18 protein-coding genes and 1 riboswitch are annotated in these 16748 nt (G+C 70.4%); of the genes, 6 read left to right on the forward strand and 12 right to left on the reverse strand.

The window, feature by feature from the left end; all coding sequences use genetic code 11:
- Window positions 1–111: 111 nt before the first annotated feature.
- The 4 genes from ACIOC1_RS31300 to ACIOC1_RS31315 all read left to right on the forward strand — a co-directional run bounded on the left by ACIOC1_RS31300 (window position 112) and on the right by ACIOC1_RS31315 (window position 2933).
- Window positions 112–321, forward strand: a complete 210-nt coding sequence (locus ACIOC1_RS31300; RefSeq protein ID WP_391043593.1) for a DUF2630 family protein — start codon at window positions 112–114, stop codon at window positions 319–321.
- Window positions 318–647: a GNAT family N-acetyltransferase gene (locus ACIOC1_RS31305; RefSeq protein ID WP_355337894.1), complete on the forward strand. Its 330-nt coding sequence runs from the start codon at window positions 318–320 to the stop codon at window positions 645–647. Before ACIOC1_RS31300 ends, ACIOC1_RS31305 begins: the two co-directional genes overlap by 4 nt.
- A 136-nt stretch (window positions 648–783) precedes the next feature.
- Window positions 784–2409: an AlkA N-terminal domain-containing protein gene (locus ACIOC1_RS31310; protein WP_401857347.1), complete on the forward strand. Its 1626-nt coding sequence runs from the start codon at window positions 784–786 to the stop codon at window positions 2407–2409.
- Window positions 2406–2933, forward strand: a complete 528-nt coding sequence (locus tag ACIOC1_RS31315; protein WP_355337888.1) for a methylated-DNA--[protein]-cysteine S-methyltransferase — start codon at window positions 2406–2408, stop codon at window positions 2931–2933. The genes ACIOC1_RS31310 and ACIOC1_RS31315 overlap by 4 nt, the downstream gene beginning before the upstream one ends.
- 72 nt (window positions 2934–3005) lie before the next feature.
- On the opposite strand, the gene ACIOC1_RS31320 is transcribed toward ACIOC1_RS31315, so the two are convergent.
- The 4 genes from ACIOC1_RS31320 to ribA form a co-directional block, all read right to left on the reverse strand.
- On the reverse strand, window positions 3006–5813 hold the full coding sequence (locus ACIOC1_RS31320; protein ID WP_401857350.1) for a YfhO family protein: 2808 nt from the start codon (window positions 5811–5813) through the stop codon (window positions 3006–3008).
- 210 nt (window positions 5814–6023) lie between these two features.
- Window positions 6024–8258: an MMPL family transporter gene (locus ACIOC1_RS31325; RefSeq protein WP_401857353.1), complete on the reverse strand. Its 2235-nt coding sequence runs from the start codon at window positions 8256–8258 to the stop codon at window positions 6024–6026.
- A 196-nt stretch (window positions 8259–8454) separates the two neighbouring features.
- The gene (locus ACIOC1_RS31330; protein WP_188282412.1) at window positions 8455–9051 is read right to left on the reverse strand and encodes a TetR/AcrR family transcriptional regulator; all 597 of its coding nucleotides are present in this window, start codon (window positions 9049–9051) and stop codon (window positions 8455–8457) included.
- Between the two features lie 182 nt (window positions 9052–9233).
- Complete coding sequence (ribA, locus tag ACIOC1_RS31335; RefSeq protein ID WP_401857356.1) at window positions 9234–9914, reverse strand: GTP cyclohydrolase II; 681 nt, start codon at window positions 9912–9914, stop codon at window positions 9234–9236.
- A 176-nt stretch (window positions 9915–10090) separates the two neighbouring features.
- Here ribA and ACIOC1_RS31340 point away from each other — a divergent pair, with 176 nt between their 5' ends.
- The gene (locus ACIOC1_RS31340) at window positions 10091–10759 is read left to right on the forward strand and encodes an AEC family transporter (RefSeq protein ID WP_401857509.1); all 669 of its coding nucleotides are present in this window, start codon (window positions 10091–10093) and stop codon (window positions 10757–10759) included.
- Here ACIOC1_RS31340 and ACIOC1_RS31345 read toward each other — a convergent pair.
- From ACIOC1_RS31345 to ACIOC1_RS31375, 7 genes are all read right to left on the reverse strand, one after another.
- Window positions 10744–11373 carry a dihydrofolate reductase family protein gene (locus ACIOC1_RS31345; protein WP_401857359.1) on the reverse strand — a complete coding sequence of 210 codons (630 nt, stop codon included), beginning with the start codon at window positions 11371–11373 and terminating at the stop codon, window positions 10744–10746. The genes ACIOC1_RS31340 and ACIOC1_RS31345 overlap by 16 nt on opposite strands.
- 108 nt (window positions 11374–11481) lie before the next feature.
- The gene (locus ACIOC1_RS31350) at window positions 11482–12312 is read right to left on the reverse strand and encodes a bifunctional 5,10-methylenetetrahydrofolate dehydrogenase/5,10-methenyltetrahydrofolate cyclohydrolase (RefSeq protein WP_401857512.1); all 831 of its coding nucleotides are present in this window, start codon (window positions 12310–12312) and stop codon (window positions 11482–11484) included.
- Window positions 12313–12361: 49 nt separating this feature from the next.
- A riboswitch (ZMP/ZTP riboswitch) is annotated at window positions 12362–12448 on the reverse strand.
- Window positions 12449–12744: 296 nt separating this feature from the next.
- Window positions 12745–13422, reverse strand: coding sequence for a DUF4253 domain-containing protein (locus ACIOC1_RS31355; RefSeq protein ID WP_401857362.1), 678 nt, complete (start codon window positions 13420–13422; stop codon window positions 12745–12747).
- A 98-nt stretch (window positions 13423–13520) separates the two neighbouring features.
- Window positions 13521–13925 carry a hypothetical protein gene (locus ACIOC1_RS31360; protein WP_401857365.1) on the reverse strand — a complete coding sequence of 135 codons (405 nt, stop codon included), beginning with the start codon at window positions 13923–13925 and terminating at the stop codon, window positions 13521–13523.
- A 41-nt stretch (window positions 13926–13966) separates the two neighbouring features.
- Window positions 13967–14392, reverse strand: coding sequence for a DUF4259 domain-containing protein (locus ACIOC1_RS31365; RefSeq protein WP_401857368.1), 426 nt, complete (start codon window positions 14390–14392; stop codon window positions 13967–13969).
- A 192-nt stretch (window positions 14393–14584) separates the two neighbouring features.
- Window positions 14585–15088 (reverse strand): hypothetical protein, encoded by a 504-nt coding sequence (locus tag ACIOC1_RS31370; RefSeq protein WP_401857370.1) that lies wholly within the window; start codon window positions 15086–15088, stop codon window positions 14585–14587.
- The gene (locus ACIOC1_RS31375) at window positions 15081–15461 is read right to left on the reverse strand and encodes a hypothetical protein (protein WP_401857373.1); all 381 of its coding nucleotides are present in this window, start codon (window positions 15459–15461) and stop codon (window positions 15081–15083) included. The genes ACIOC1_RS31370 and ACIOC1_RS31375 overlap by 8 nt, the downstream gene beginning before the upstream one ends.
- A gap of 190 nt (window positions 15462–15651) precedes the next feature.
- Between ACIOC1_RS31375 and ACIOC1_RS31380 the strand changes: the two genes are divergently transcribed.
- Window positions 15652–16188, forward strand: a complete 537-nt coding sequence (locus ACIOC1_RS31380; RefSeq protein WP_401857376.1) for a hypothetical protein — start codon at window positions 15652–15654, stop codon at window positions 16186–16188.
- Between the two features lie 154 nt (window positions 16189–16342).
- On the opposite strand, the gene ACIOC1_RS31385 is transcribed toward ACIOC1_RS31380, so the two are convergent.
- Entirely contained in the window at window positions 16343–16738 is a 396-nt protein-coding gene (locus tag ACIOC1_RS31385; RefSeq protein WP_401857379.1) for a hypothetical protein, read from the reverse strand.
- Window positions 16739–16748: the final 10 nt, after the last annotated feature.

The following is a 16748-nucleotide window of genomic DNA, read 5'->3' on the forward strand; positions in this document are numbered from 1 at the left end:
CCGCACGACCTGCGAGAGTGGACCACAAGGCCGTACCGACCCGGGAGGTGCCCCGTGCAACAGCCCAATGACTCCTCGGCAGACCAGGCCATTCTGGGCCGGATCAGCGCGATGGTCGCGGACGAGAAGGCGCTGCGCGATCTGCTCGCCGCAGGCAGCATCGACGGCGCGACGGAACAGGAGCGGCTCGCCGCCCTGGAGCGCGAGCTCGACCAGTGCTGGGACCTGCTGCGGCAGCGCCGCGCCCTGACGGACGCGGGCGAGGACCCCGGCGACGCGAAGGTCCGCCCGGCCTCCACCGTCGAGAACTACCGCTCATGAGCGACGGCGCCGCCTCCGTCCACGGTGACGTCACGGTCACCGACGCGCCCGAGAGCAAGCGGTACGAGGCACGTATCGGCGACGACATCGCCGGGGTGGCCGCGTATCTGCGCACCCCGGACATGATCGCGTTCATCCACACCGAGGTGAAGGACGCCTACGAGGGCCGCGGCGTCGGCTCCGCGCTCGCCCGTACCGCCCTGGACGCCGCCCGCGCGCAGGGCCTGCGGGTCCTGGCGATCTGCCCGTTCTTCGAGGGCTGGCTCGGCAAGCACCCGGAGTACGCGGATCTGCTCTACGTACCGGCGAGCAACGTCTCCGACTGAGCCCCCGTACGTACGGGCGTCCCTACCCCCCCCCGCACCGCCGCGCCCGCACCGCCGCCCCCGCACCGCACGCGCCCCGACGTCCATGTCGGATTTCCGCCAGACCGGAAGCCTGACGACGGGCGATGCTGGTGGGGTGGACACGGATACGGACAGGGATACGGACAGGGCTACGGCTGGGGCTGCGGTCGCGGCTGCGGGCAGGGCCGCGAGCGGGAACGCCGCCGGGGGAACGGTCCGGGACTCCGGGTCGGCCGCGGCCGTCCCGGACTTCGACACCTGCGTACGCGCCGTCCGCTCGAAGGACGCCCGCTTCGACGGATGGTTCTACACCGCGGTGCTGACCACCGGCATCTACTGCCGCCCGAGCTGCCCCGTGGTGCCGCCGAAGGCCGAGAACATGACCTTCCACCCGAGCGCCGCCGCCGCGCAGCAGGCCGGTTTCCGGGCCTGCAAGCGGTGCCGCCCGGACGCCAGCCCCGGCTCGCCGCAGTGGAACGAGCGGGCCGACCTGGTGGCGCGCGCGATGCGGCTGATCGCCGACGGGGTGGTGGACCGCGACGGGGTGCCGGGCCTCGCGGCGCGGCTCGGCTACAGCGCCCGGCAGGTCGAGCGGCAGCTGCTGGCGGAGCTGGGCGCCGGGCCGCTGGCCCTGGCGCGTGCCCAGCGCGCGCAGACCGCGCGGCTGCTGATCGAGACGAGCGCGATGCCGATGGGCGAAGTGGCCTTCGCGGCCGGCTTCGCCAGCATCCGCGCCTTCAACGACACCGTGCGCGAGGTCTTCGCGCTGTCGCCGAGCGAGCTGCGGGCGCGGGTCGCCAAGGGGCGTCCGGCCGCGGGGACCGGCACCTTGTCACTGCGGCTGCCGTTCCGCCGCCCGCTCACCCCGGACAATCTCTTCGGGCACCTGGCCGCGACCGCGGTACCGGGCGTCGAGGAGTGGCGGGCGGGCGCGTACCGGCGCACGCTGCGGCTGCCGCACGGCACCGGGATCGTGGCGCTGCGGCCCCAACCCGACCACATCGCCTGCCAGTTGTGGCTTACCGACTGGCGTGACCTGGCGCAGGCGATCAGCCGCTGCCGCCGGTTGCTCGACCTGGACGCGGACCCGCGGGCGGTGGACGCGCTGCTGTCCGCGGACCCGGTGCTCGCGCCGCTGGTGGCGAAGGCGCCGGGGCGGCGGGTGCCGCGGGTCACGGACGGGCCGGAGTTCGCGGTCCGCGCCGTCCTCGGGCAGCAGATCTCGACGGCGGCGGCCCGTACGCACGCCGCCCGTCTGGTGCTCGCGCACGGCGAGCCCGTCACCGACCCCGGCGGCGGCCTCACCCACCTCTTCCCCGCTCCCGCCGCGCTCGCCGGACTCGACCCCGCCGCCCTCGCGATGCCGCAGACCCGCAGGAACACCCTCGCCGCGCTCGTACGGGCCCTGGAGAGCGGCGAGTTGGACCTCGACGTCGGCAGCGACTGGATACGGACCCGCGCCCAGCTCTCGGCGCTGCCCGGATTCGGGCCGTGGACGGTCGAGACGATCGCGATGCGGGCGCTCGGCGACCCCGACGCCTTCCTGGCCACCGACCTCGGCGTGCGGTACGCCGCCCGCGACCTCGGCCTGCCGACGACTCCGGCGGCGCTGGTACGGCACTCCGCCGCCTGGTCGCCGTGGCGGGCCTACGCCACGCAGTACTTGTGGGCGACGGGTGACCACCCGATCAACGTCCTGCCCCCCAACACCACCGATGAGAAAGGGACTTCACCCTCATGACCGCCACCCGCCCCGCCCCCTCGGCGGAGCACCCGGTCCACACCGTCGTGGACAGCCCCTGCGGCGAACTGACCCTCGTCGCCCGCGGCTGCGCCCTCACCGGCCTCTACATGACCGAGCAGCGGCACCGCCCCGCGCAGGAGACCTTCGGCCCGCGCGGCGACAGCCCCGTCTTCGCCGCCGCCCGCGCCCAGCTCGACGCCTACTTCGCGGGCGAACTCACCCGCTTCGACCTGCCGTTGGCGATGTCGGGCACGCCCTTCCAGCAGCGCGTCTGGTCGGCGCTGCGCGACATCCCGTACGGCGAGACCGTCTCGTACGGCGAACTCGCCGCGATCCTCGGCCATCCCACCGCCTCCCGCGCGGTGGGCCTGGCCAACGGCAGGAATCCGATCGGCGTCATCGTGCCGTGCCACCGCGTCGTCGGCGCGGGCGGCGACCTGACGGGCTACGGCGGCGGGCTGCCGCGCAAGCGGTGGCTGCTGGCGATGGAGAACGGCGTCCAGCAGCCGGTGCTGCTCTGAGGCGCGGGAGCCGCCGGTGCCGCTCTGAGGGCGCGGAAGTCTCCGGTGCCGCTCTGAGGCGCGGGAGCCGCCTCAGCTCTCGACCAGTGCCGCGGGCACCGGCCGTACCGGTTCGCTGTCGCCGTCCTCCTCGGGGCGGCGCCGCCCGCGCCACCAGCCGAACGCCGCGAGGGCCGCGACGCCGAGCAGTGAGGCGCCGCCGATCGCCTCGCCGAGGTGGAGGCCGGGCGGGGTGAAGGAGCAGGAGACCGAGGTGGCGCCCGCGGTGACGGGCACGGAGATCAGCCCGAGGTAGGAGCGCGCGGGGTGCCTGGAGCCCTTGTCGGTGGCGCAGCTCCAGCCCGTGATGGCCGGGGCCGCGACGACCGCGAATCCGTGCGCGCCTGAGGGGAGTTGGGCGCTGATGCCGTCGTCGGTCACCTGGACGCGGGTGGCGGCGCCCGCCGCCAGCTTCCGCTCGGCGGCGGCGAGCCTGCCCCGGTCGAGGCAGCCGACGCCGTCCGAGGAGAGGGTGCCGGGTTCCAGGGCCCGTACCTTCAGGGCGAACTTCCCGCCGCCGCGCGGCACATCGCCCAGGCGCTCCACGGCGGCGCGGTGGGTGGGCATCCGGCCGAGGAAGTCGACCGGCGCGGCGCCCGGGAGCGTGACCTGACCCTTGAAGTCCGGTGACCAAAAGTACACTTCGCTGCCCGCGGGGCAGGACGTCCGCAGCGAGTACGTACTGGTCCGCGGATGCCGTACGTACCCGGTGACCCGGTACCCCTTCGAGGTGCGCGGCATCAACCGGCCCTTGCTGTCGCGCAGTTCGGCGGTGGTCGGGGTGTAGACGGCGGAACCGAGCAGCAACTCCTGGTTCCGGTACGGCGAGAGGCCGTAGCGCCCTGCCGGTGCGGCGTCGCGCATCGTCACCAGCGGCGGCACCTCCTGCCGGGTGACGGTCGGCGGCACGTTCGGCGGCGGGTTCACATGCACCTGGTGCGGGTCGCGGCGCGAGTGGACGCGCGCGCCGACCGAGAAGATGACGTCGGTGACGGGGTTGTCGAGGCTCTGCAACGACCGGCCGCGCGAGGTCCAGCCGCCGCCGAGCGCCATCAGGGTCTTCGTCCACACATCGGCGGTGAGGCTGCTGTAGTACTGCGCGCCCTGGCCGTCGACCATCAACGGGTCGTTGCCGACGGTCTGTTCGCGTCCGGGATCGGTGCGGTAGTCCGGCCAGCCGTCGGCCTTCGCGACGGCGTCGTACTGGTACGTCTCGCGCTGGCCCCACTGCCCGTAGTCGTCCATGGTCGCCAGCCGCTTCCTGACGTCCCAGGCGTTGGTGAACGCCGACTGCCCGATCTGGGCGCCGATCAGCAGCGTGGCGGCCAGCACCACAGGCAGCGTGGCGGTCGCGGAAGCCTTGGCGGGCGCGGAAGCACTGGTGGCCGCGGTAGCCCCGGTGGGCGCGGCACCGCCTTGCGACCGGTCCGCCGCCCAGCGCAGCAGCAACAGGGCGCCGATCGTGGCCACCAGGCCGAGCGCGAGCAGCGGATACGTGCCCTGCCCGGTGACGCCCTTCTCCGCACCGAAGCGCGTGACGGCCACCAGCGCCGCCATCACGCCTGTGGCCCAGGCGAGTTGACGCCGGCCGGGCAGACCGTGCGCGAAGGCGAACCACCCGGCGATCACCATCATCCCGCTGAGCACGAACGTCTCGCGGTACGCGCTGCCGTTGGGCGTGGTGAAGGCGTGCCACAGCAGATGCGTCGGCTTCCACTGGAACGACGCGGTGACCACCAGCACCAGCACCGTCCACACCGTGCGCGTGCGGCGCGGCACCGCCGGGTGGAAGGGCAGCGCGAAGGCCAGCAGCAGCGCCGCGGTGTCGATGTACGTGGACGGCGTCGTGAAGCCGTACGTGCCGGGGAGCATCCGGCCGAGCAGGTCCGACCACGGCTTGGGCTCGAACTCCTGCACCAGGCCGGGGTAGGCGAGCTTCGTCCCCTTGAAGATGGTCAGCACCAGCGGCGCGGACAGGCCGATGCCGAGCACCATGCTGCGCGCGGCCCTGCCGAGCGCGCGCAGCCACTCGCGCGGCTCACGCGTACCGCCGGGGCCGCCGACGCCCGGTGCGGTCCCGTCCTGTGCGGTCCCGTCCTGTGCGGTCCGGTCCGGCGCGGTCGTGTCGTCGCGGTCGGGCTCGGTCAGCAGCCGGGCGATGAGGACGAGCCCGGCGCCGATCGTCGCCATATACGCGGTGTAGAAATTCGCGATCCAGCACAGGGCGACCACGAGGACGCTCAGATACGGCCGCCGCGCGGTCCGCGCCCACTCCCCCACCAGGCACAGCAGCGGGAACGCGATCAGGCCGTCCAGCCACATCGGGTTGTACGACGCGAGCATCACCGTCCAGCCGCACAGCGCGTACGACGCGCCGAGCGCGCCCGCCGCCCACCACCGGCCGGGGCGCAGCGCCAGCAGCAGTACGGCCATCGCCGCGGCGGCGGCGCCGATCTTCAGCACGGTCACGGCGTAGACGGCGAGGTCGATCCGGTCGCGCGGGAAGAAGGCGACCAGCAGCGCGAAGGGGCTGGAGACATACGTGCCGAGGTCCGGCAGGAAGCTGCTGCCGTAGCCGGACTGCCAGTTGAGCAGGAGCCCGCCGTCGGCCCTGCCGTGCAGCAGGTCCCACAGGTGCGCGTGGTACGGGACGAACTGGTTGCCCAGGTCATTGACGCTGCGCGTGCGCGAGCCGAACGGGTAGCTGCCCGCGACCGCGTCACCGATACAGAAGGCGACCGCCGCGACGCCCGCGGCGAGCAGCGCCGCCCGTGTGCGCGCGGCGAGGAACCATGACCTCACGCGCCCGACGGCTTCCGGAGGGACTTCTTGAGGTGCCATCGGTTCCCCCGGTACGCATGTTCTGTGAATGTCGCCAGATATTAGGCATCCCCGACAGACAGGAACGCGACATTCCACCGACTCCGAGGTGAACGTCAAACACCCGCCCGGTGCCCGAAGGCAACCGGACGGGTGGAGGATCACACAACGGACGGCGTCACCTGGTGCCGCGTCCGACTGGACGAAGCCACAACCGACAGCGTCACATGATCAGACGCGTACGGGTTCGTGCTCCTCCTCCGAAGCACCGGTCCCCGAGGCGCCGCCGCCGGAAGTCACCGTGTCACCGAGGCTCTTGCGGAGCTGCTCACCCTCGACGTCCACATTGGGCAGCGCGCGGTCGAGCCAGCGCGGCAGCCACCAGGCGGAGCGCCCGAGCAGCGCCAGCACGGCGGGGACGATGGTCATACGAACGATGAACGCGTCGAAGGCGACCGCGATCGCGAGGCCGAAGCCCATCATCTTGATCATCGACTCGGAGGAGCCGATGAAGCCCGCGAAGACGCTGATCATGATGACCGCCGCGGCGGACACCACCCGCGCACCGTGGTTGAAGCCGGTGACGACGGCCTGGCTCGGCGACTCCCCGTGGACGTACGCCTCCCGCATCCGGGTGACGAGGAAGACCTCGTAGTCCATCGCGAGACCGAACACCACACCGATCATGAAGATCGGCATCATGCTCATGATCGGCCCGGTCTGCTCGACGCCCATCAGGCCGGACAGCCAGCCCCACTGGAAGACCGCCACGACCGCGCCCAGTGCCGCGAGCACCGACAGCAGGAAGCCGAGCGCCGCCTTGAGCGGCACCAGCACCGACCGGAACACGAGCATCAGCAGCAGGAACGCCAGGCCGACGACCAGCGCCAGATACGGCACCAGCGCGTCGTTCAGCTTCTGCGACACGTCGATGTTCATCGCCGTGGTGCCGGTGACCAGGACGTGCGCGCCGGTCGTACCGGTGAACTCACCCTGATGCCCGCGGATCGCGTGCACCAGGTCCTCGGTCTGCGCGCTGCTCGGCTTGGAGTCCGGCACCACCGAAAGGGTGGCCGTGTCGCCCTTGGTGTTGAAGGCGGGCGCGTTGACCGTCTTCACATCGGGGAAGCCGGTGATGGTCGTCTTGATCCGGTCGACCGCCGCCTTCGGGTCGTCGCTCGCCGCGGCGTCGACCACCACCATCAGCGGCCCGTTGAAGCCCGGCCCGTAACCGTCGGACAGCAGGTCGTACGCCTTGCGCTGGGTCGTGCTGACCGGCTGCGAACCGTCGTCGGGCAGGCCCAGTTGCATGCTCGTCATCGGGATCGCGGCCAGGCCCAGCGCCACGACGCCCGCGACCAGGATCGGCACCCGGCGGCGTACCACCATGCGCGCCCAGCGGGTGCCCATGTTCGGCTTGCCGGTGTCGACCGCGCGCCCCTTGCGGACCTTGCGGCTGAGCGCCTTCGGTCCCGCGAAGCCGAGCAGCGCGGGAATCAGGGTGAGCGCGATCAGCACGGCGATGGCGACGGTGGCCGCCGCGGCCAGCCCCATCTTGGTCAGCATCGGGATGTTGACCACGGCCAGGCCCGCCAGCGCGATCAGCACGGTCAGACCTGCGAAGACCACCGCGGAGCCCGCCGTGCCGACCGCCCGGCCGGCCGCGTCCTCACCCTCTCGGCCCTCCATCAGTTCATGCCGGTGCCGCGACACGATGAACAGCGCGTAGTCGATACCGACCGCCAGTCCGATCATCGACGCGAGCGTGGACGACGTGCTGGACAGACCGAGCGTGCTGGCCAGCGCGGTGATCGACGCGATACCGATACCCACACCCATGATCGCGGTCAGCAGCGGGAGCCCGGCCGCGACCAGCGAACTGAACGTGATCAGCAGCACGACCGCCGCGATGCCGACACCGATGATCTCGCTGTTCCCGGTCTCCACCGACGCCTGGAGCGCCGTACCGCCGGTCTCCACCGTCAGCCCGGCGTCCCTGCCGTGCTGCGCCGCGTCCTCCAGCGCCGTGTGCGTGGCGTCGGTGATGTCGGAGGACTTGGCCGTGTAACTGACCGACGCGTAAGCGGTGGTGCCGTCCTTGCTGATCGCGTCACCGCCGGCGGCGAACGGATCGGCGACCGTCGCCTTCTGCGGTGTGCTCTTCAGCTCGTCGACGACCTTCTCGACCGCCGCCTTGTTCGGTCCCGCGGTGATCTTCTGACCGTCGGGTGCCTGGAAGACCATGCGCGCGCTCGCGCCGTCGGCGTTCGTGCCGGGGAAACGCTCATGCAGCAGGTCGAACGCCTGCTGCGCCTCGGTGCCGGGCACCGTGAAGTTGTCGCTCGGCGCGGACGGCGCGGTCGCCGCGCCGACACCGGCGAGCGCCAGCAGCGCCACCCATATCAGTACGACGAACCGCCGTCGCCGGAAAGCGAGCCGGCCCAGCTTGTAGAGGAATGTGGCCATGGGGGCATGGGCTCCCGTCAGGAGGATGGAAATGTGGGCGTGAGGAACCAGCCCGACGACGAGAGCGGCGTGTCAGGTGGAGCGGTGGTGCGGGGAATGTCGTGCTGAGGAAGTCGTGCTGAGTCGTGCCGGGGCGCCGAGTCGTGCTGAGTGGCGCGGGGAAAGGTCAGATCACATCAGTGGTCACTGCGCTTCGTCACGACAGACGCAGGGCGGGGACGACCACCGCGTCGATGTATCTGTGTGAGAAGTCGGGGTCGGGGTCGAGACCTTCGATGATGGGCCGCGCCAATGCGGCCCCGAACAGCAGGTGCGGGACGAAGTCGCGTGCCGGATTGTCGGCGGCCAGCTCACCGCGGTCCACGGCGCGCTGCACAAGAGCCCGGAAGCTGACCAGCTCCGGCTCGATGAGCAGCTCCCGCAGGGCGCGGAACAGGTCCTCGTTCCTAAAGGCCGCGTGGGCGAGCCCGCGCATGAGTTCCTGGTCCCGCTTGGTCTCGTCCTGGTCGTGACAGCGGATGAGTTCGTGCAGGTCACCGCTGAGCGAGCCCGTGTCGATGTCCGCCGTGGACACCGACTTGGAGTGCCGCAGCGCGGTGGCCACGAGTTCCGGCTTGCCCTTCCACTGGCGGTAGAGGGTCGCCTTGCTGGAACGCGTACGGGACGCGACCGCGTCCATCGTCAGCGCCTCGTAGCCGACCTCACGCAGCAGCTCGACCACCGCCGCGTAGAGCTCGTGCTCGCGCTCGGGGGTCAGGCGCGTACGACGCGTGGCGGAAACCTCAGCCGTCATGTCGCCCTGCCCTCCGAGTCGAAACGATGTCGTACACATAACCATAGACGGCCCGCGATCGAAACGCCACCGTTTCGATCGTGGGTCGAATCACGTTCACGACGCTCAACCGTGCCCGCGCCCTCGCGCGCACGGATCCGCACCGCCCAGGCGCGGCGCCGCGGTCGACCTCGCGTCCCGGCTCAGGCGGGAAGCGCCAGCGTGTGACCGGTGTGCTCGACCTTCGCCCGCAGGTAGCTGACATTCGCCGCCGACACGTGGACGGCGGTCGGAATCCGCTCGACCACGGCCGTCCCGAGCGCGGTGAGCTGCCGCGCCTTGTCCGGGTTGTTGCTCAGCAGCCGTATGCCGTCGACCCCGAGCGCCGCCAGCATCTGGGCCGCCGCGGTGTAGTCCCGCTCATCCTCGCCGCGCCCGAGCGCGCGATTCGCCTCGTACGTGTCGAGGCCGTCGTCCTGGAGCGCGTACGCGTCGAGCTTCGCGTACAGACCGATCCCCCGGCCCTCCTGCCGCAGATACAGCAGATACCCGCCGGTCTCCGCGATCCGCTCGACCGCCTCGCGCAACTGCGGCCCGCAGTCGCACCGCTGCGACCCGAACACGTCCCCCGTCAGGCACTCCGAATGCGGTCTGACCAACGGCGACTCGGCGCCCTCGTAGTCCCCGAGTCCCAGCGCCAAGTGCTCCTTGCCGTCCACCAGACCGGTGAACGTGAACACGTCCGCCGTCGTCCCCCACCCGTCCGAGAACCGCAGCGGCACCCGCACCTTCGTCCGTATCCCGGCGGCCGGCAGCGGATTCTCCGCGCCCCGCGCCGCGTTGACCGCCGTGCCCGACGCACTGGTCGACACCTTCGACGCCATGCTGACCCCCCTCATAAGATCTTGAAACATCAAGCTCTTTCGGCGGTCGGATTATTTCCCCCACCCCGAGATGTGACCCAGGCCACACGCCCGGGTCGGCGTCTCCGCTCCCCCCGACCCGCCCGATACGGCCGCCCCCGGGTCCGCCATGCGCACTGACCGTCAGCAGCCGCAAGCTGTTCCGGCACCGCCAGGCCAACCAGGCGATCGGCGCGATGTGCGCGTCCTACGTCAACTCCGCCAACCTCGGCATCCCGGTCGCCGTCCACGTCCTGCACGACACGTCCTTCATCGTGGCCGCCGCGCTCTTCCAGATGCTCTTCGTCACCCCGCTGTTCCTCGTCCTGATCGACCTCGACACCCACCGCGGCGTCGGCGCGCTGTGGCGGCGCATGCTCCGACTCCCCTTCCGCAACCCGGTGATCGCCGCCTCAGCCACGGGCCTGGCGGTGGCCACCACCGGACTGGCCCTGCCCGCCGAAGCGGTCTCCCCCGTCCAACTGCTCGGCGGCGCGGGCGTTCCCTCCGCGCTCTTCGCCCTCGGCATGTCGCTGCACGCCCGTTCCCGCCCCACCCCGGCCGCGCGCACCGAACGCCGCCTGCTGGCCGGCCTCAAGACCGTCGTCCGCCCCCTCCTGGCCTATTTGCTGGCCCGCTACGCCTTCGCCCTCTCCGGCCACGCCCTCTTCGCCGTCGTCCTGTGCGCCGGACTTCCCACCGCGCAGAACGCCTTCATCTTCGCCTCCGAATACCGGCTCCCCACCGACCTCCCCCGCGACACCGTCCTGCTCACCACCCTGCTCTCGATGGTCACCCTCACCCTGATCGCCTACGCGCTCGGCTGACCCCCGCCCCCACCGGCGGACGGCGTCACCGGCTGCCCCACCTCGTACGTGAGATAGGCGAATTGGCCGACCCGCTCCACGTCCGTCAACCGCAGCCGCCCCCCGTCCAGCCGTCTGGGCAGCAGCGGCGCGCCCGCTCCCAGCGTCACCGGCGCGACGCCGAGGATGATGTCGTCCAGCAGCCCGGCGTCGGCGAAGTTCCCGACCAACTCGCCGCCGCCGAGCAGCCACACGTTCTCCCCGTAGCCGCGGCTGCCACCGCTCCCCTCCCGCGCCGCGGCCACCATCTCCGCGTGCACCGGCCGTACGTCGCCCTGGACGAAGCGGATGTCCGCCCCCGGCACGGCGGGCAGATCGTCCCGGTGCGTGAAGACCCAGCACGGCCGGTCCCCGTACCAGCGCCGCCACTCCTCCGGCCGCTCCACCACCTTCTCGTGCTCCAGCACCCAGCGGTACGTCGTCGCACCCATCGCCAGCACCCCGACGCCCGCCATGAAGCGCTCGAACGGCTCTCCGGGTTCGGTGTCCACCTCGAAGAGCCAGTCGAGCGAATTCGCCTCATCGGCGAGGAATCCGTCGAGCGTGGTCGCTGTGTAGTACTGAGTCCTGGTCACGGTCACAGCCTGCCACCCACCACTGACAATTGCCCCTCAAGCGGACATCGGCGCAGGTCGGCCGCGCTCAACACCGCGGCAACGGCGGCCCGTCCCGGTCCCGGGCCCTCACACCCCGAGCTGGCGTGCGGCGGCGTCCACCGTCTGCGCCAGCAGCACGGCGATCGTCATCGGCCCGACCCCGCCCGGCACCGGCGTGATCAGCCGCGCACGACCGCGGGCCGTCTCGAAGTCCACGTCGCCGACATTGCCCGCGTTGTACCCGGCGTCGATCACCACCGCGCCCGGCTTGATGTCCTGACCCCGGATCAGCCGGGGCCGCCCCACCGCCGCCACCACGACGTCCGCCTCCGCGACCACCGCGGCCAGGTCCTCGGTACGCGAGTGGCAGTACGTCACCGTCGCGTCCTTCGCGAGCAGCAGCATCCCGACCGGCTTGCCCAGGATCGCGCTGCGGCCCACCACGACCGCGCGCTTCCCCGCGAGCCCGACCTCGTACTCCTCCAGCAACCGCATGATGCCGCCCGGCGTGCACGACACGAACCCCGGCAGACCGAAGCTCATCGCGCCGAACGAGCTGACCGTGACGCCGTCGACGTCCTTCTCCGGCGCGATGGCCTCGAACGCCGCCCGCTCGTCGATGTGCGGGCCCACCGGATGCTGCAACAAGATGCCGTGCACCTCGGGGTCGGCCGACAGCGCGCCGAGCGTCTCCACGAGTTCCGCCGTACTGGTCCGCGCGGGAAGCGCCACATGGCGCGACAGGATTCCGGCCTTCGCGCTGCGCGACTGCTTCATCCGCACATACGTCACCGACGCGGGATCCTCACCCACCAGCACCGTCGCCAGGCACGGCGCGAATCCTGTGCGCCGCGCAAGGATCGACGCCTTGGCGGCGGTCTCCCCCATGATGCGCCGGGCCAGACCGGCCCCGTCCATGAGCCGCGCGGTATGTGTCGATGCCACCGTTGCCTCCAGGCGTGTTCAGTCCACTCGCCCAGGCGCACGGCACCGACGTATGCGTCAGGCCGCTCCCCGGTGGTACTCCACCTCAGCGCCAGTCACGGCCCACCCGCACTCTATCCGCCCCCGCCGCCCCCGCCCCGTATCGCCGGTGCCGGGCCGGGACCGCAAGCCGCCCTGAAAAACTCCGCCGCCCTGACCCGTCGCGAACGGACCCCGTAAAACGACAGAAATCCCGTCCGATCATGAAGACCGGCGGGATTCCGTCAAACGTTCCCGAAATCGCCCAGGAACGGCCTTGTTGTGGGGTGTTGACGAATACCTCTGATCAGGCACACGTGGCGCCCGTGAAGATCGCTTCCCGCGGCAAGGTTGATCGTTTCCCGCGCGAGGTGTCAGCGAGGGGCCTCAGTCCCACCAGAAGTCCCAGTTGTGGACACCGGTGAGCCGCTCAGCGTACGCGCCCAGTGTGTACGGGCGTCTGCCCTGCCAGATGTTGTCAGGGCAGAAGGCGAAGTGCTCCGCAGCGACCAGGAGGGCGTCCTCCTCAGTTGTGGGTGGGGCTGCGACGCTGAGATGCAGGGTGGAGAAGCCGACAGCGACGACACGGGCGCCGAACCGGTTCTCCCAGTCGCCGACGATCGCGGAGAACTTCGCCGTGTCGTTGTCGTAGTTGGCGGGACCGGACCATCCTGCCGTTGTGAGGGCTTCTGCGCCGGATGCGGCGGTGACCAGCCCGAGACGCGACTTGGGGTGGTCGGAAAGGAACACCTCGGCGTACTCGGCGGCCAGTTGGTCAGCGCTCAACACGGCTTCTCGGCTGGGTGCACGTCCAGGCCAGCCTTGCTCGAAGGGGGCGGTGACGGCGAGGCGCCGATCGGCCGACAGCATGTCGTCGTCTTCATCGACGGCGGTATACGTCGCCCACCACTTCGCGAGAAGGGCGGTTGGGTCGTGGCCCGTGGCAGCGGACATCTGCTCTGGAAACACCTCGCCCGATCCCCAGGGGCGGAATTCGGCATCCTCGGGGTCGAGCGCGTCCAGCAGCAGGGGCCACTGGCCGGAGTCTCTGTGTTCGGCGTGCATCCGAGCCCACAGCCCGGCTGCGGCCGGCTCGTCGCTGAGCCATAGGGGTTGGGAATCCCCATCGCCTTCACTGGACGTGATCATCCGGCCGGGCGGCATCACTGAGCGGATCCGAGCACACCGTCACGGAACTGTTGGAAGGTGTGCCAGCCCGACGTCTGTCCCGGATTGATCAGGTCCCCTTCGGCGAGATCGAGCACCTTGCACCGCAGAGCCTCTGCAAGGCGGAAGACGGGTGCCAGCACGTCGTCGCCGGAGCCCCGAATGTGAAGCATGATCGAGTCCACCGGGTCTTCTGAGCCGATGCTGAGTTCGATGGACCAAGTGGGGCCGGACAGGTCGCCCCACGTGGGGTCCGAGAGATCAGCTTCGGGAGCGGCCCGGGTGACAGCCGCGAGCACGTCGCATTGCCGGCCGAGCGGTTCCGACGAGTAGTCGTCGGGAAGCTCGTGCATCGAGGTGACCTCGTCGGGCAAGCGGAGGAGGAGCACATCCCAGCTCATGGTGGCCTTTCAGGCAGGACTCAAGCAGCGGTCGCGGTCGGTCAGATCAGGCTGAACTGCTCTCCAGGAGGCTGTGGCAGGAGCACGTTCTGCAACTGGCGGACGTTCGCGCGCCAGGAGGCGCCACTCGGCTCGGCCCACAGCTCCATCAGATCGGACGGCTCGGTCATGACACGGCCGAGGGCCTGACGTGCCAGATCGCGCAGGCCGGTGAGATCAGGAAGGAGCTCTTCCGGCCCATAAACCGGATCAGCAGGCTCACCCCCGGGACACTGCGCCGCGACGAGGGCGGCCGCGGCCACGGCTACCTCTGATTCTGGCGCTTCGAGGTAGTCCACGGTGTCGATCACACGGGTGAGAGCGCCGCGGACGAGGCCCTCGCGTTCGCCTGCGGCAGCCTCGTCAAGGTCGCCACAGAAGTCCGCTGCGGTGTCGTTGTCGAAGGGACCGACGTCCCAAGTGCCCATAACTCTCTCCCGCTCACGGTGCTGATCGAGGAATCCTGACAGAGGCCACTGACAGCGGCCGCACGGACCGGACCAGCGTGAAGTACGCCGGGGTCGGGAACGGCTGCCAGACGTGGGTCTGACCAGCCCGTCCAACGCCTTTGGAGATCGCTTCCCGAGTGGTGATCGCTTCCCGGGAGAAGCGTGGGCCGCCTATGGGGCGGAAATGTCGTGCAGGTTGCCGCATGCGTCCTCTCGGATGTGCAGCCGACGCAGGTCTTGCAGTGCTGCGGCTGGGAAGGGGTGTTGCACCCACTTTGCTCGGTAGCCCTCTTCGCCGTGAAGCCGCAACACTGACTGCGCGGCCTCGATGACAGCGTGACTCAGGGCGCTACGGCTTTGCGTCGAGGTCCATACGAGCGTGCCGGCATCGTCGTTCGCGTCGAAGCTCGCGGACATGTCTGGGAAGCGGTAGATCGTTATGTCCACGTCCGGCCCCAGACGTCGGAGGACCCACCTGACTTCGGCCGGTTCGAGGTCGAAGGAGAACCGGTGGACGGAGTTCAGGCTGTAGAGGCCGGCAACGCTGTGAAGCAGGTCAGCAAGGGCATCGGTGAGGTAACTGACGATGTCCTTGCGCTCCGACGAACCGTCTGCGATGCGGCAGGTTGCCCAGCCGGACCCGCTGAGTTCCCAGCTGAACTGGAGATCAGGCACCGGCCTCGTCCTCCCGCCTTCGGCGTCCGACTTGGCGAAATTGGGCCAGCAGCCGGAAGAACTCCTCGACCGGTGTGGAGTCCGCTGGTGTCGCACGCTCGATGCCTGCTGCCCAACTGAGGGAACCGGAGATGCCCTGCTGCTCACGAAGCCAGTAGGTGAAGTCCCCGTCGGGCCAGAAATCGAAGGGTTCGTTGATGTCGTGCACGCCCAGGGCGACTCGGTAGCCGATGAGGATGGAGTGCAGGTGCTGGAGTGAGCCGCCGGGAAGCCACCTGCCAGGTCGCAGACGGACCTGCTCCAGGAAGTCGTAGACGCTGGTGCACTCCTGCCAGTGCCTGACGCTGTTCTGGGGGCTGTCCTCTGCCGGCACGAGATGAGCTTACGGCGCGGACGGGAGTTGTCGTGGGGCGACGCGGTGCGGGCGGAAGGCAGGCGTGTGTGGTCGTTTGGAGGCATGAGCGGTCACCTTCTGCGATCTTGGTGCGCTCCCTTCTACGGTTGCCTGGAGCTTCGGGGGCCGTGGAAGCCGGCTGTCGGCTGCGGGCGATTGGCGGGACGAGATGACATCGCTGTTTCAGCGTCTGGATGAGGAAGAAGCCATCGTGCGCGGCGAGTTGTCCGCGTTGCGGGAGAAGATCACCGTCGCCGAGGAACGGCTGGCGCGGTTGACCATCACCCGGGAGACGGCGGAATCGCTTCTGGGCGGCGGTGCTTCCACCGAGGGTCCTCAGGCAGCGTCGGAAGAGGCCGGGCAGGCGCCGCCCGCCAGCAGTTCGCCCCGCGGTTCGGCCGAGGTCTCAGCTTCGGCTGATGGCGATAGCTCGGGTGCTTCTGCTGCGTCCGGGACCCAGTTGGACTGGGAGGTGGCACGCGAGCAGATGCTGGTGCTTCTGGCTGGGGCTGGGCGGGCGATGAAGGTGCAGGACATCTGCGTGGCGATCGGCGAGGACGTCACGAGCACGCGGCGGGTGGAGACGACCCGTTCCCGGCTGAAGCGGATGGCGAAAGAGGGCCGGGTGGTTGAAGGCCCGACGGCGTATTTCGCGATCGCGCCCACGGCTGGCGGACACCGCCAGGAAGGAGTGGGCATGAGGTGACGCGACGGCCGCCGGTGCGGCCGGGGAGGGTGGCACCGCCGAGGGTTCAGCTCGGCGGTGCCGAATGTGCGTGAGCGCCCAAGTGAACGGTGGCTCCCGCGTTTTCGAGCGTAGTAGATGCCTTTCCCCCTCAAAGCGCGGAGCCGCGAAGTCGTCATGTCCGGTCGCCGTTGTGCGGATTCGGGCGAGAATCGCGGCTCAATGCGTCCCAGTTCGATCGGTCGTGGAATCTCGCGGCCACAGCCGCCCTCCGGTGAACGCGCCCAGTCGGGCGACAGTGGCCACGTCGGGCCAGGACCGGCCCGGCGAGCAGATCCGCGATGGCCTGCCGGTTGACTCCGGAACCGGCCGCCGCCGCCCGCAGGCTCAGTCCCTGATCGGCCAGCGCCCAGGTGAGGGCGTCAGCGATCTGTCGAACCGCCTCGGCCGCGGGGTCGGGGCTGGTCTGTTCGGGCCAGGCTTCCGGATCGCGGGTCATCTGCCGGGGGGAGCGTGCGCGGGCGCGTCCGCCGACCATGCGCGCACCATCCTGTCCGTCGAAGTCGATCACGCTTGGAATG

Origin of the sequence: Streptomyces sp. NPDC088197 (assembly GCF_044741185.1) — a bacterium.
In the GTDB taxonomy this organism is placed as follows: Bacteria; Actinomycetota; Actinomycetes; order Streptomycetales; family Streptomycetaceae; genus Actinacidiphila.